At 62.2% G+C, this 12,478-nt stretch carries 11 protein-coding genes and 3 pseudogenes; 7 read left to right on the forward strand and 7 right to left on the reverse strand.

The window, feature by feature from the left end; all coding sequences use genetic code 11:
• Positions 1 to 858 precede the first annotated feature (858 nt).
• A pseudogene (locus NKJ46_RS31770) lies at positions 859 to 1,044 on the forward strand (Tn3 family transposase); the annotation flags it as partial.
• Here the strand turns inward: NKJ46_RS31770 and NKJ46_RS31775 are convergent.
• The 6 genes and pseudogenes from NKJ46_RS31775 to NKJ46_RS31800 all read right to left on the reverse strand — a co-directional run.
• Positions 1,017 to 1,602, reverse strand: a pseudogene (locus NKJ46_RS31775) (metal-dependent hydrolase); the annotation flags it as partial. The pseudogenes NKJ46_RS31770 and NKJ46_RS31775 sit on opposite strands and share 28 nt — an antisense overlap.
• The gene (locus tag NKJ46_RS31780) at positions 1,562 to 2,083 is read right to left on the reverse strand and encodes a sigma factor-like helix-turn-helix DNA-binding protein (protein ID WP_352670846.1); all 522 of its coding nucleotides are present in this window, start codon (positions 2,081 to 2,083) and stop codon (positions 1,562 to 1,564) included. The pseudogene NKJ46_RS31775 and the gene NKJ46_RS31780, both read right to left, overlap by 41 nt.
• 121 nt (positions 2,084 to 2,204) lie before the next feature.
• Positions 2,205 to 4,412: a xanthine dehydrogenase family protein molybdopterin-binding subunit gene (locus NKJ46_RS31785; protein WP_352670849.1), complete on the reverse strand. Its 2,208-nt coding sequence runs from the start codon at positions 4,410 to 4,412 to the stop codon at positions 2,205 to 2,207.
• 4 nt (positions 4,413 to 4,416) lie between these two features.
• Positions 4,417 to 4,872: a (2Fe-2S)-binding protein gene (locus tag NKJ46_RS31790; protein ID WP_352670852.1), complete on the reverse strand. Its 456-nt coding sequence runs from the start codon at positions 4,870 to 4,872 to the stop codon at positions 4,417 to 4,419.
• A gap of 90 nt (positions 4,873 to 4,962) precedes the next feature.
• The gene (locus tag NKJ46_RS31795; protein WP_352670855.1) at positions 4,963 to 5,880 is read right to left on the reverse strand and encodes an NADP-dependent oxidoreductase; all 918 of its coding nucleotides are present in this window, start codon (positions 5,878 to 5,880) and stop codon (positions 4,963 to 4,965) included.
• 64 nt (positions 5,881 to 5,944) lie between these two features.
• Positions 5,945 to 6,862, reverse strand: coding sequence for an NADP-dependent oxidoreductase (locus NKJ46_RS31800; protein ID WP_352670858.1), 918 nt, complete (start codon positions 6,860 to 6,862; stop codon positions 5,945 to 5,947).
• An 830-nt stretch (positions 6,863 to 7,692) separates the two neighbouring features.
• On the opposite strand from NKJ46_RS31800, the pseudogene NKJ46_RS31805 reads away from it, so the two are divergent.
• From NKJ46_RS31805 to NKJ46_RS31830, 6 genes and pseudogenes are all read left to right on the forward strand, one after another.
• Positions 7,693 to 7,911: pseudogene (locus NKJ46_RS31805) on the forward strand (hypothetical protein); the annotation flags it as partial.
• Between the two features lie 205 nt (positions 7,912 to 8,116).
• Positions 8,117 to 8,569, forward strand: a complete 453-nt coding sequence (gene msrB, locus NKJ46_RS31810; protein WP_352670861.1) for a peptide-methionine (R)-S-oxide reductase MsrB — start codon at positions 8,117 to 8,119, stop codon at positions 8,567 to 8,569.
• 2 nt (positions 8,570 to 8,571) lie between these two features.
• Positions 8,572 to 9,084: a peptide-methionine (S)-S-oxide reductase MsrA gene (msrA, locus tag NKJ46_RS31815; RefSeq protein WP_352670863.1), complete on the forward strand. Its 513-nt coding sequence runs from the start codon at positions 8,572 to 8,574 to the stop codon at positions 9,082 to 9,084.
• A gap of 238 nt (positions 9,085 to 9,322) precedes the next feature.
• Positions 9,323 to 10,600 carry an ergothioneine biosynthesis protein EgtB gene (egtB, locus tag NKJ46_RS31820; RefSeq protein ID WP_352670865.1) on the forward strand — a complete coding sequence of 426 codons (1,278 nt, stop codon included), beginning with the start codon at positions 9,323 to 9,325 and terminating at the stop codon, positions 10,598 to 10,600.
• A 37-nt stretch (positions 10,601 to 10,637) separates the two neighbouring features.
• On the forward strand, positions 10,638 to 10,892 hold the full coding sequence (locus NKJ46_RS31825; protein ID WP_352649132.1) for a DUF2171 domain-containing protein: 255 nt from the start codon (positions 10,638 to 10,640) through the stop codon (positions 10,890 to 10,892).
• 14 nt (positions 10,893 to 10,906) lie between these two features.
• Positions 10,907 to 11,953 (forward strand): transaldolase, encoded by a 1,047-nt coding sequence (locus NKJ46_RS31830; protein WP_352670867.1) that lies wholly within the window; start codon positions 10,907 to 10,909, stop codon positions 11,951 to 11,953.
• 187 nt (positions 11,954 to 12,140) lie between these two features.
• Here NKJ46_RS31830 and NKJ46_RS31835 read toward each other — a convergent pair.
• Positions 12,141 to 12,478: helix-turn-helix transcriptional regulator (locus NKJ46_RS31835; RefSeq protein WP_352670868.1), on the reverse strand; the 338-nt coding region annotated here is incomplete at its 5' end.

A 12,478-nucleotide genomic window follows, 5' to 3' on the forward strand; every position in this document is an offset into this window, starting at 1 on the left:
GTCGTTCCTATTCGGATTTTGATAAGTCGAGGATCTGTCTTCGAATTCTTGCCACCGGACCGTAGTTGCTTGGCGGCACCGTTGGAAATGCCGAGATGTTATGAAATCAATTCCTGTTGCAATGCTATTGCCAGTCAGAAAAGTATTCGACAATAGGCCTCTTGCAAGCGTCAAAGAGGTTTGCAGACATGCCGTAGGTCGCTCGGAATTCGGCCACGCTCAAACGAGTTCCATCTTGGCCAGCGGTGAAATGAAAGGCCTGATCTGATGGCTCCAAGACGAGGGTGCCAAACCGCATAAGTGAGCGGGCCAACGCCCTTGGAGCCCAAGACAGTTCGCCAGAACACACATAGACAAATTACATCCCAGACCCGACGATGTGGGCTGTTTCGTCTGTGTCGAGAATGAAGGACCGCAACGTCAGTGGTGTTATGCAAAGCGCCATGACGAGAGGTCAAGACCGTCGGCAGAAATCCCGAAATAACGCGCCATCGGCAATCTTGATCTTATTTCGCAAGACAATATCGGTGCGAGACACAGTGGAAGATCAAAAGACGCTTTTGATTTTCCACTGCACGAGGTGCCGTAAGATGCTCGGAGCCGTCGGAGCACACTGCCAAAGTCCGTCGTCGAATACGCCCGGTCTCTACGAACAGGCAGGATACGTCCGCGCGGTCGATATGTCGGCTCGCGTCGCGCGGCGCTTTGTCGGTACTTGATCCCCGAATGCTGCGCTATTTTTTCAATGCCGGGCTTACCGTGCCCGTCGTGGTGCTGAGCGCTCTCACCGTATGTCTTCAGTTCTTCAAAACAGGATAACCTTAAGTGTATATCCAGCCAGTGTCCTTTGCCGGGATAGAAATCCGTGATCGCTCCACCGAAGGCCAGCACTACAGGATCGCAGGTTTGAACCTGCTCACCGCCATTATCATTTTTTGGAACACCCTGAAACTCGGTGACGCCGTCGAAAACCGAAACCAAGCCGGATTGCCCAGCCGCGGTCGACGCGCCCTTCGCCCTTCGACGAATTTCTCCGCGGTCTGATCGATGATGGGGAAGCTCCCATAGTGGCAGGGATCGCTTTGTCGAAGTTGAAATAGCGGCGGCAGGCGAGTGCAGCTACCGCGCCGCCCATGGTAAGGCGATCGCCGATGGGGACGATTCCGATGTTCGGCTTATGCAGTTCTTCGATCAGTGCCATGTCACCAAAGATGTCGGTGTCGCCCATGTGATAGAGCGTTTTGTCATCGGGGAATGGAGGACAAGGCCGGTCGAATTGCCGAGATAGACATTCTGCCCGTCTTTCATACCGAATGACGAGGAATGCAAGGCATTGAGGAAAGCCGTGGTAAAACCGCCGCAGTCACTGTGCCGCCGTGCAGTCCGGGATTGACTTTGTCACCATTGGCGCCCTGCCCGGCAAAACAGTTGCAGATCTCGAAATTGGCGACCAGCATGGCGTCAGTCTTTTTCAAGATGGCGGGCACGTCGCCGACGTGATCATTGTGGCCGTGCGTGAGCAGCGGCGGGTTCTTCCCACCCTTTGTTCCAGGACGGGTTATCAGACAGAAACGGATCGATCAGGATCTTGGCCGCGCCCATGGCAGGAGATGAACCCCATAATGGGCAAAGGACAAGCGAGGTACACCTTCACTCCGGTACCATAGCTCGCTGATAGGTTGGAAATCCTTGCTGCCTGAACAGTCCCTTCTCCGAGCCAACTGTCCTCGCTATGGTTTACGACAGAATCGACGCGGCGGCTTAGCCGCTTTTCATGTTTCGGCGCTTCATCGGCGCGGGAAAAGCCGGTCCATGACCGCATTCGTAATGCGCTCGGAACGGCAATCGTCAAGCGGATAGACGCCACCGAAGGCGGGACCGAACTGGCGCATAAGCACTTCAACCAGCAACTTCGGGCGTTGTGCAGACGTGCCTCTACAGTCTCCGATGTGAGTGCAAACAACTCGGCAAACTGCTCCGGCGTCATGCCGTCAACAACGCAGGCCACGAGCACCCTGCGCAGCTCATCGGGCAACTCATCTATCGACCGTTCCAGGGTGTCTCGGATCACACCGTCGGCCATTTAGCACTCCTGGACAAACTTCCTGCCACAACCCTCGCAGAGCCGCACTAGCTGAGCCCAATCCCTTGAATGGTGCATTTCACGGAGTCTTCCCATCGGGCGACTCGGCTCCGGGCAAGGACTAAGACGACGACTTCAGCGAATCCGTATCGACCGGCAGGCTGCGCAGGCGCTTGCCGGTGGCGACGAAGATCGCATTGGTCACTGCCGCACTGACAATGGCTGTGGGAGCTTCACCAATGCCACCTGGTGCTTCTGCGTTCTTAATCAAGTGCGTCTCCACCACCGGCACCTCGTCGATACGCATCGGCAGATAGCTGTCGAAATTGCTTTGCTCGACCCGTCCATTCTTGAAGGTGATCGAGCCATGGAGCGCAGCGGTCAGCCCGAAAAGCGTTCCACCCTGAACCTGCGCTTCGATCGTATCGGGATTGACGTACATGCCGCAATCAACCGCACAGACGATCCGCTTGACTTTGACAGAGCCATTGGCCGCCACTTCGACCTCGGCGACCTGCGACAGGTAACTTCCGTATGCGAATTGTACGGAAATCCCGCGGCCATGCCGTGCGGGAAGTGGTGATCCCGACCCAGCTTTTTCCGCGGCAAGCGACAGAACAGCGAGCGCTCGCGGATTATGCCTGAGCAGCGCTTTGCGATAAGCGACGGGATCCTGCTTCGCTGCATGCGCGAGCTCATCCATGAAGCTTTCGACCACAAAAACATTGTGAGTCGGTCCGACGCCGCGCCAGAAAGCCGTCCGGACACCAGGGGGCTCGACCCGGACATAGTCGACGCGGATATTGGGCAGCGCATAGGGCGGCTCGGCCGCCGCTTCTACGGCATCGAGGTCTAATCCGTCCTTGAACCAATAAGGAATATAGCGAGCGGCGATTGAGGAGCCGGCAATCCGGTGCGTCCAGGCAACCGGCTTGCCGTCGGCATCAAGTCCGGCCGACAGCCGATCGAAGTAGTACGGCCGATACATATCGTGCTGGATGTCTTCCTCGCGGCTCCAGATCACCTTCACTGGGCCATCGACGTGCTTGGCGATCTTGACGGCCAGCACCGTGCCATCGGCCTCCAGCCTTCGGCCGAAGCCACCACCAATCAAATGATTGTGAATTTTGATCGCATCCTTTGGCAGACCGGTGAGTTCGGCCACCAGAGACTGCGTGAGCCCCATCGCCTGCGTCCCGACCCAAACATCGCAACGATCCTTCTGCAGATGAACGGTGCAGTTCATCGGCTCCATCGCCGCATGGGCTAGGAAAGGCACCTGATAGATGGCGTCAAGCCGTTGCGCCGCTTCCGCGAGAGCCTTCCCCGCGTCACCGTCGTTACGGGCAACCACGCCCGGCTTTTTGGATTCCTCCTCCAATTGCTTGACAATATCGGCGTTGCTGACCTTGCCATTCGGTCCGTCGTCCCACGTGATCGCGGCAGCCTCGAGCCCCTTCTTCGCCGCACCCATGTGATCCGCCACCACGGCAACAGCTTCGTCGATATTAACCACCTGCCGGACGCCCTTCACTGCCAGCGCGGCCTTCTCGTCCACCGTTTTCGCCTTGCCACCGAGCACAGGCGAGATAGCAACCGCCGCAACCTTCATACCCGCCAGTCGTGCGTCGATGCCGTAGAGCACGCGCCCATCGATCTTTATCGATGAATCCACGCGCTTGGCACGCGTGCCGATCAGGGTGAAATCCTTCGGTTCTTTCAATTTGACGTTTGCTGCAGGCGGCACGGGCAGCTTCGCCGCAGCCTGCGCAAGTTCGCCGTAGCTCAGATGCTTCGAGCCTGACGCATCGAACACGACGCCGTTCTTGGCATGGCAAGTTGCTGGATCGACATTCCACCGCTTGGCGGCAGCCGCAATCAGCAGATTACGACCTACTGCCCCTGCCTGACGCAGAGGCGTCCAGAAGGCACGTACAGAGGAGGAAGCACCTGTAGTTTGAATGTGCAGGAACGAGTTGGCGTAAAGCGCATCATTTGCCGGCGCATGCTGAACCTGAATCTGGTCAAGCCCCACTTCCAGTTCTTCAGCGAGAAGCATCGAGAGCGACGTGTAAACCCCCTGCCCCATCTCGGCCATCGGGATCACCAGGGTCACGGCGCCGGATGGATTAATCCGTATAAATCCATTCGGCGCGAACGTACCCGTGACCTCGCTTTCGACCACCCTCGAAGCAGGCGCCGCGAAGACGGACTCCGTGCTGGTACCGGTCAGCGCAAAACCAAGCAGCAAACCTGTGCCCTGAAGAAAGGCGCGCCGCGACACCGCTTTTTCATCGGCGATCTGCCCTCTCAGAATAAGCCCATCCATGATCTCAAACTCCCGCAGCGTGCTTGATCGCAGCGCGGATGCGCTGATACGTGCCGCATCGGCAGACATTGCCCGACATGGCGGCGTCGATGTCGTCATCCGTCGGCTTCGGCGTGTCCTTCAGCAGCGCCGCCGCCGACATGATCTGGCCGGACTGGCAGTAGCCGCACTGCACCACCTCCAGCTCCAGCCACGCCTTCTGCAAGGCCGCGCCCTGCGGCGCTTGACCGATCGCCTCGATTGTGGTGATCGCACTGTCGCCGACGCTGTCGACCGGCGTCTGGCAGGAGCGGACCGCCTGGCCGTCGACATGCACGGTGCAGGCGCCGCATAGCCCCTGGCCGCAGCCGAACTTGGTCCCGGTCATACCGAGCACGTCGCGCAGCACCCACAGCAGCGGGGTGTCGCCGTCGACATCGGCCTCATGAGGGGTGCCGTTGATCTTTAACGTGAAAGCCATGCATGCCTCTTTGTGGCTGGGGCTGATAGGACGCAGCCGGCCGGCCTGAACAGCGTCGGCCGGCTGCGTGCATCAATGGGCGCGTGTCGCTCACGGACGAACGCGGATGATCGTCTTGCCCGAGCGTCGCTCGGTCGGGTTGAAGGCGGAAACGGCGTCGTCGAGGGTCGAGATGTTGCCGATGTTCGTCCGCAGTCGTCCGTCCCGCACCCGCTGGACGATCTCTCTCAGTTGAGCACGATCGGACTCGACAACGAAGTCGACGGCCAGGCCATTGGCTGGCCGCGCTTCGGGCGGCCCGACGACGGTCACCAGTGTCCCTCCGGCTCGAATCAGGCCCGCCGACCGCTTCTGGATGTCGCCGCCGATGACATCGAACACCAGATCGACGCCGCCGACATCTTCCAGGGCGTCATTCTCGAGGTCGACGAACTCGTTCGCGCCGAAGTCGAGCGCCTTCTGACGGTCGGCAGCGCGTCCGGTGCCAATGACGTAGGCGCCGGCCTCTCGTGCGAGTTGCGTCACCATCGACCCGACTGCGCCGGCCGCACCATGTGCAAGGACGCTCCGCCCGGCCTGAAGGCGGCCATGGTCGAACAGACCCTGCCACGCAGTCAGGCCCGAGATCGGCAAACTTGCGCCTACCGTGAAGTCGACGTCGCCCGGCAGCGGCGCGAGGTTACGTGCCTCCATGGCTACATACTCCGCCAGGGTGCCGTCGCGATACCAATCGGCGAGGCCGAACACCCGCTGTCCCACCGACAGTCCGCTCGTACCGTAGCCGAGGGCGGTGACCACGCCGGCCAGCTCGTGCCCGGGGATCGATGGCGTCCGGTCACGGTCGACGCGATCGGTCCAGGTCGAGGGCCACGCCAGCTCAGTCGGGACGAATCCCGACGCATGAACCTGAACGACGACGTCGTTTATCACTGCCTGCGGCTCGGGCCGCTCGGCCAGCTTCATCCCGGCCGTTCCCGCGGCCTGGTCCATTACTACGATTGCTTTCATGATAATTATCTCCTCGGTCATTTATCTGTTTGGTGGAAATGTTGGATCGATGGGCGCGTGTCGCTTACGGATGAACGCGGATGATCGTCTTCCCCGCACGTCGCTCGGTCGCGTTGAAGGTGGCGACGGCATCGTCGAGGGCCGAGACGGTGCCGATGTTCGTCCGCAGTCGTCCGTCCCGGACCCGCTGGACGATCTCACTCAGTTGGGCACGATCGGACACGACGACGAAATCGACGGCCAGGCCGTCGGCGGGCCGTGCCTCGGCCGGGCCGGCGATGGTCACCAGTGTTCCTCCGGGCCGGATCACGCCAGCGGACCGCTTCGCGATGTCGCCGCCGAGGACATCGAAGACCAGATCGACTGGGCCGACGTCTTCTAGGGCGTCGTTCTCGAGGTCGACGAACTCTTGCGCGCCGAAGTGGAGCGCCGTCTGACGGTGGGCAGCGCGTCCGGTGCCAATGACGTAGCCACCGGCCTCACGTGCGAGCTGGGTCACCATCGAACCGACTGCGCCGGCCGCGCCATGCACGAGGACGCTCTGCCCCGGCCGGAGACGGCCGTGCTCGAACAGTCCCTGCCACGCGGTCAGGCCCGGCATCGCCACGCTCGCGCCCACCGTGAAGTCGATATCGCCCGGCAGCGGCGCGAGGTTGCGCGCTTCGACTGCCACATACTCGGCCAGGGTGCCGTCGCGATACGAGTCCGTGACGCCGAACACCCGCTGTCCCACTGACAGCCCCGTCGTGCCATAGCCAAGGGCGGTGACCACTCCCGCCAGTTCTTGCCCGGGAATAACCGGCGTCCGGTCACGGCCGAGGCGATCGGTCCAGGTTGAGGGCCACGTCAGCTCATCCCAGGTGAATCCCGACGCATGAACCTGAACGATGACGTCGTTTATCGCTGCCGGCGGCTCGGGCCGCTCCACCAGCTTCATCCCGGCCGTTCCCGCAGCCTGGTCTGTCACGACGATTGCTCTCATGATAATTATCCCTCGGCCATTTGTTTCTTGGGCGGAAATCTTGCAGGGACCGAAAGCCCGTTCGACATCTAATGCCAGCGGCAATCGGTTTCCGAAAGCGAAGGTAGAACAGTGTGACCTCGCTTCCAGAACTGCTTCGTGCAGGGCAGCGCCTTGACGAGTGGCACATCAGTGTCCTCCACGTTCGCGGTCGGGCCGGCCGGAGCCGCTCCGCTCATCTACGCGAGCGCCGCCACGGTGACGGCGACCAGCGAGACGGTGACAGCCGACAGTCTTCGGTGATTTCATGTGGGGTCTCCTATGTTGCCCGCCCGCGGCACGATGGCTCGGCGCAATAGCTTCATTCAATGTCGAGGCGGCCGCGCGTTAGGCCCGCCCGGTGGATCTCAGGATCGGACGCAGCCAACCAAATTAGAAATTCCCTTTGGACATGCTTTCGATAGGCGTGAGGTATCGTCGCCCAACAGCGCTGTGCGCACTGTCGCCCAGGGGCATTTCAAACCGGCTCATTGCCGGTTTGTCCTGGATACGCCGCGGGAAGCGGGGCGAGCCGTGTGTCTGGACGAACGGCGACGGATTGTGGATTCGCGGTCCGATCCGCGGAATTATCTTGCCACCGCGGCGGCGTGCGGCCCGCAGCACGCCCGTTCGGGACTTTTGAGGAAACGCGTGTCGATGCACGATCTGACTGCACCGCTGTCGTACGTCGCCTGCCAGGGCGCGCAGCGGATGCGGGTACTCGATTTCATCCCCGGCACGCCATTAATGACCGCCGCCGCGTAATGACCGCCGCCGCGCTCGAAATCTCTGAACCATCCAGCAGCTCACCCGAGACCAAGGCGACTTTCGACGAGAGACAGTGCAGGACAGTCCTTCACGAGCAGATGCCGACGATCCAGCGGGAACTGGGGGAGGGGGACGGCAAGGCCGCCCATGAGGTCGCAGAGCTGGCTGAGGCGATCGCGAAAGCGAACATGCCGGAAGAGGCGGAGGGCCAGGCGCTGAAGGAACGCCGGCGTTACGAGCGCATGCCCGAGGGCGCTGCCGAAACTAAAAGAACTTGCATTACAGAAGCGACCAACAGCGCTTACCTCTTCTTTCGTCCGTCGCTTCTGCGGCAAGTGAATCCGTCCCCGCCAGATGCAAACACCTCGAGCGGTGATCCACGTGGCATCGTTTCGATAGACGGAGGTGATTGGACGCTCGCCCGCCCCGTGTCTATCTTCAATGCAGAACAAAAAAGGAGCTCCGCGAATGCCGACGTACAGGAAAAACCCAGAAGCGGTCTCGAAGTTGACTCCCGAGCAGTACCGCGTCACGCAAACTGACGGAACCGAGCGCCCCTTCGCCAATGAATACTGGGACAACAAGGAACCTGGCCTCTACGTCGACGTGGTTTCCGGCGAGCCGCTCTTCGCGTCGTTCCACAAGTTCGACAGCGGCACAGGCTGGCCAAGTTTCACGCGGCCTCTCGAGGCCGCGAATGTCGTCGAGAACGTGGACAGCTCGCACGGCATGACACGGACCGAGGTCCGCTCCAAGCACGGCGACAGCCACTTGGGCCACCTCTTCCCCGACGGGCCGCGCGACAAGGGCGGGTTGAGATACTGCATGAACTCGGCCTCCCTGCGTTTCATCCACCGTGACCAACTAGAGAGCGAAGGCTACGGCGAGTACGCAGAGCTCTTTGCAAAGCAGGAGGCCTGACGATGGCAACGACTACAGAGCGCGCCATCCTGGCAGGGGGTTGCTTCTGGGGAATGCAGCAGCTGGTGCGGCGCCTCCCCGGCGTCGTATCGACGCGGGTCGGATACTCCGGCGGTGACGTCAAGAACGCCACATACCGCAACCACGGCACGCATGCGGAAGCGATCGAGATCACATTCGATCCGAGCAAGACGGGCTTCCGCGATCTGCTGGAGTTTTTCTTCCAGATCCACGATCCAACAACTCCCAACCGGCAGGGAAACGACCGCGGCGCGAGCTACAGATCTGCGATCTTCTACGCCAGCGAGGAGCAGCACCGCGTTGCGCAAGACACGATCGCCGACGTCGAAGCCTCGGGGCTGTGGCCGGGCAAGGTGGTGACGGAGGTCTCGCCCGCTGGCGACTTCTGGGAGGCTGAGCCTGAGCACCAGGACTACCTGGAGCGCCACCCGAGTGGCTACACCTGCCACTTCGTACGCCCGCAGTGGAAGCTTCCGCGCAGAAGCGCCGCCTGACGGCGGGGCAGGGACGCGTCGACGGCGGTGCCCTGAGCTTTACTTCGCTTCCGTGAGACGGGTGCTGCGACGCATCCTCGCAGTATCCGTGGAGCTACTCGGGTGTGGCCAGCTGGTGGGTTTGGACGGCCGGACACGGTTTCGAGATTCGCGAGCCAGGAATGTCCCATATCGTCGCGGATGCGCGGCGCCTCGCCCGTTGCGGCTGCACATCCGAAAGTCACCGTGAGGAATTGCAATGGTCCCTGTGCACCTTTTCCAGTCCGCGCTTGCGCTTAGCGACCTAGAGCGCTTCTACCTCGAGGTGCGGCAAACCAGCGAGGCCCTCGGCGAGCCCCTTTCAGACGCGGACGCAACGGTGCAGTCGATGCCGGACGCGAGCCCCGCGAAGTGGCACCTCGCACATACCACCTGGTTTTTCGAGGCGATGGTGCTCTTGCGTCACCTGAAGGGCTACAAGCCGTTCGACGAGAAGTTCACGTTCCTGTTCAACTCCTACTACGAGACGATGGGGGCGCGGCAGCCGCGTCCAAGGCGTGGCATGGTCACGCGGCCGGCGCTGGACGAGATCTACGCGTACCGGGCGCATGTCGACCAGGCCGTCGCGAGGCTGCTCAACTCTCGGCCGACCCGCGACGCCGCCGAGCTGATCGAGCTCGGATGTCACCACGAGCAGCAGCACCAAGAGCTCTTGCTCACGGACATCCTTCACCTGTTCGCGCAAAATCCGATCCGGCCATCCTACCGAGACCCTGCCCCGGTGTCGGTCGAGTCCGCGGTCCTGCCTGCGCTCTCCTTCACCGACTTCGAAGGAGGAATCGTCGAGATCGGCCACGGCGGTGCGGGCTTTGCTTTCGACAGCGAGGGGCCGCGTCACCGCGTGTTGACCGAGCCGTTCCGGCTCGCCGACCGTTTGGTGACCAACGCCGAGTGGATGGAGTTCATTGAGGACGGTGGCTACACCAAGCCTCTGCTGTGGCTGTCCGAGGGCTGGACGAAAGCGCTCGCTGAGGGCTGGTCGCGGCCGCTCTACTGGGAGACGCGCGACGGCCAGCACTGGACCATGACGCTGACGGGCTTCCAATCGATCGACCCCACCGCACCGGTCGCGCACGTCAGCTACTTCGAGGCTGATGCGTTCGCCACGTGGTCCGGAAAGCGGCTGCCGAGCGAGGCGGAGTGGGAGGTGGCCGCGCAAAGACTCGACGTCGACGGCAACTTCCTCGACCTCAATCGCCTCAGGCCCAAGCCCGCGTCCCCGCGGAAAGTCGGGGTGCAGCAGATGTTCGGCGACGTCTGGGAGTGGACGCGCAGCCCGTTCTCGCCCTACCCGCGCTTCCGCGCGGTCGAGGGCGCGGTCGGCGAGTACAACGGCAAGTTCATGTCCGGGCAGTTCGTTTTGCGAGGCGGCTCTTGCGCGACGCCGCCGGGACACCTCCGCGCGAGCTACCGGAATTTCTTCCCGGCGCACACGCGTTGGCAATTCGCGGGACTTCGCCTGGCGGACGACGCCTAGCTCCGCCGCGATCGGCGAAACCACAAGGAGAGACGAGATGGCCACGGACAAGATCGTTCAGAACATGGAAGTGATCGGCGCGGACGGCGTCCACGTCGGCACCGTCGACGGTGTCGCCAACGGGCGCATCAGGCTGGCGAAGCGCGACAGCGGCGAGGGCCAGCACAAGGGCCACACGCACTTCATCGACCTCGGACTGGTCGCCGACGTCGAGGGGCAGAGGGTTCGCCTTTCTGCGAACGCGGCTGTGGCGGTGACATTCGAGGAAGAGCAGTCGGGAAAGCCCGTCTGAAGAAGGAGGGCCCGATGACCCTGACCACACCCAAGGCGCCGAAGCTGGATCAACTACGCGCAATGACGACGATCGTGGCCGACACGGGCGATCTCGGAGCAGTGGCGCGTCTCAAGCCGGTGGACTGCACGACGAATCCGACGATCGTCCTGAAGGCGATCGATACTCCCGAGTACAGGGATGTCGTCGACGAGGCGTTGGCATGGGGACGGAAACAGAGCGGCGATGATGCACGCTTGGCCGCTGCGACGGCCGACCGGCTCGCAGTCTCCGTCGGCGTCGAACTCTTGCGACTCGTGCCAGGCTTCGTTTCCACCGAGGTGGACGCGAACCTGTCGTTCAACATCAGAGCATCGGTCGCGAGGGCACGCCAGATTATCCACGCCTACAAGCAGCGAGGCATCGGGCCCGAGCGCGTGCTCATCAAACTCGCTTCGACGTGGGAGGGAATACGCGCTGCGGAGATCCTCCAACGCGAGGGCGTGAAGTGCAACATGACGTTGCTGCTGAACCGAGCCCAGGCGATTGCGAGCGCTGAGGCGCACGCCTTCCTGATATCGCCATTTGTGGGCCGCATCTACGATTGGCACAAGAAGTCTGGTGGAAGGGACTTCACCGCCGACGAGGATCCAGGTGTCGGCTTCGTGCGGGACATCTACGGGTACTACAAGTCGAACGGTATCGAGACGATCGTCATGGGCGCGTCGTTCCGCAACACCGGCCAGATCGAGGCGCTGGCCGGATGCGATCGGCTTACGATCGCGCCATCCCTTATGGACGCGCTTGCGTCCGAGGGGGGCGATCTCAAACGCGTCTTGGCGCCGGCCGCCGCAGAGCCGCGCTCCCTCCGGACCGCGGAAGACGGGATCTGCCACTGGTTCGTGAGCGAAGACGCTGTCGACATAAAACACCCGGACCCCGCGGGTCCGATGGACGAGACAATTTTTCGGTGGATCATGAACGAGGACGCGATGGCGACCGAGAAGCTGGCCGAAGGCATTCGCGTGTTCGCGAACGACCTGAAGACGCTCCGCCGCAGGATCGCCAAACGCCTCCAGTGAGTTCCGCGGCGCCATCGCCACTGAGAGCAAACGCAGAGCCGTGATGACGTTTGTGTACCACCTGAACAACTCGAGGTCTCAAAGCGTCCCGTAACTGCTCGAGGAGCCGGGGTCGCAGGTGCGTCCAGCGCACCTTACCGCGGTCGCGCGCGGCGGCGCCTACGCTCTCGTGGAGTGAAGACCGGCGTTAGGCTGCATCGGATACCTCGATCGCGTCTTCGGTCGGCATGGCGGTGGCGGACGAGGTGCGCTGCGCCCTGGCACGGTATTCTGACGGGTCGTTGCCGTAGTACCTGCGGAAAGTGCGCGTGAAGCTGCTCCGGCTCTGGTAGCCGGCGCTGAAGGCGACCTGGTCGATAGACAGCGCGTTGGCCGCGAGCAGGTCCGCTGCGTGGCGCATCCTCACCCGGCGGAGCAATGACATCGGGGATTCTCCGAGGGCGGCGGAAAACCTCGCCATGAAAGCCGAGCGGCTGAGACCGACGGCGTGCGACAGACTCTGGACGGTGTGCGCCACGGACGGGC

It is taken from the genome of Mesorhizobium sp. M0166 (assembly GCF_040322255.1).
Lineage (GTDB): Bacteria > Pseudomonadota > Alphaproteobacteria > Rhizobiales > Rhizobiaceae > Mesorhizobium.

Excerpts from the sequence above, each read along its gene's own strand:
- NKJ46_RS31830 (WP_352670867.1), top strand. The coding sequence starts at position 10,907 with ATGACCCTGACCACACCCAAGGCGCCGAAGCTGGATCAACTACGCGCA.
- NKJ46_RS31780 (WP_352670846.1), bottom strand. The coding sequence starts at position 2,083 with ATGGCCGACGGTGTGATCCGAGACACCCTGGAACGGTCGATAGATGAG.
- msrB (WP_352670861.1), top strand. The coding sequence starts at position 8,117 with ATGCCGACGTACAGGAAAAACCCAGAAGCGGTCTCGAAGTTGACTCCC.
- NKJ46_RS31800 (WP_352670858.1), bottom strand. The coding sequence starts at position 6,862 with ATGAGAGCAATCGTCGTGACAGACCAGGCTGCGGGAACGGCCGGGATG.
- egtB (WP_352670865.1), top strand. The coding sequence starts at position 9,323 with ATGGTCCCTGTGCACCTTTTCCAGTCCGCGCTTGCGCTTAGCGACCTA.
- NKJ46_RS31795 (WP_352670855.1), bottom strand. The coding sequence starts at position 5,880 with ATGAAAGCAATCGTAGTAATGGACCAGGCCGCGGGAACGGCCGGGATG.
- NKJ46_RS31785 (WP_352670849.1), bottom strand. The coding sequence starts at position 4,412 with ATGGATGGGCTTATTCTGAGAGGGCAGATCGCCGATGAAAAAGCGGTG.
- NKJ46_RS31825 (WP_352649132.1), top strand. The coding sequence starts at position 10,638 with ATGGCCACGGACAAGATCGTTCAGAACATGGAAGTGATCGGCGCGGAC.
- NKJ46_RS31790 (WP_352670852.1), bottom strand. The coding sequence starts at position 4,872 with ATGGCTTTCACGTTAAAGATCAACGGCACCCCTCATGAGGCCGATGTC.
- msrA (WP_352670863.1), top strand. The coding sequence starts at position 8,572 with ATGGCAACGACTACAGAGCGCGCCATCCTGGCAGGGGGTTGCTTCTGG.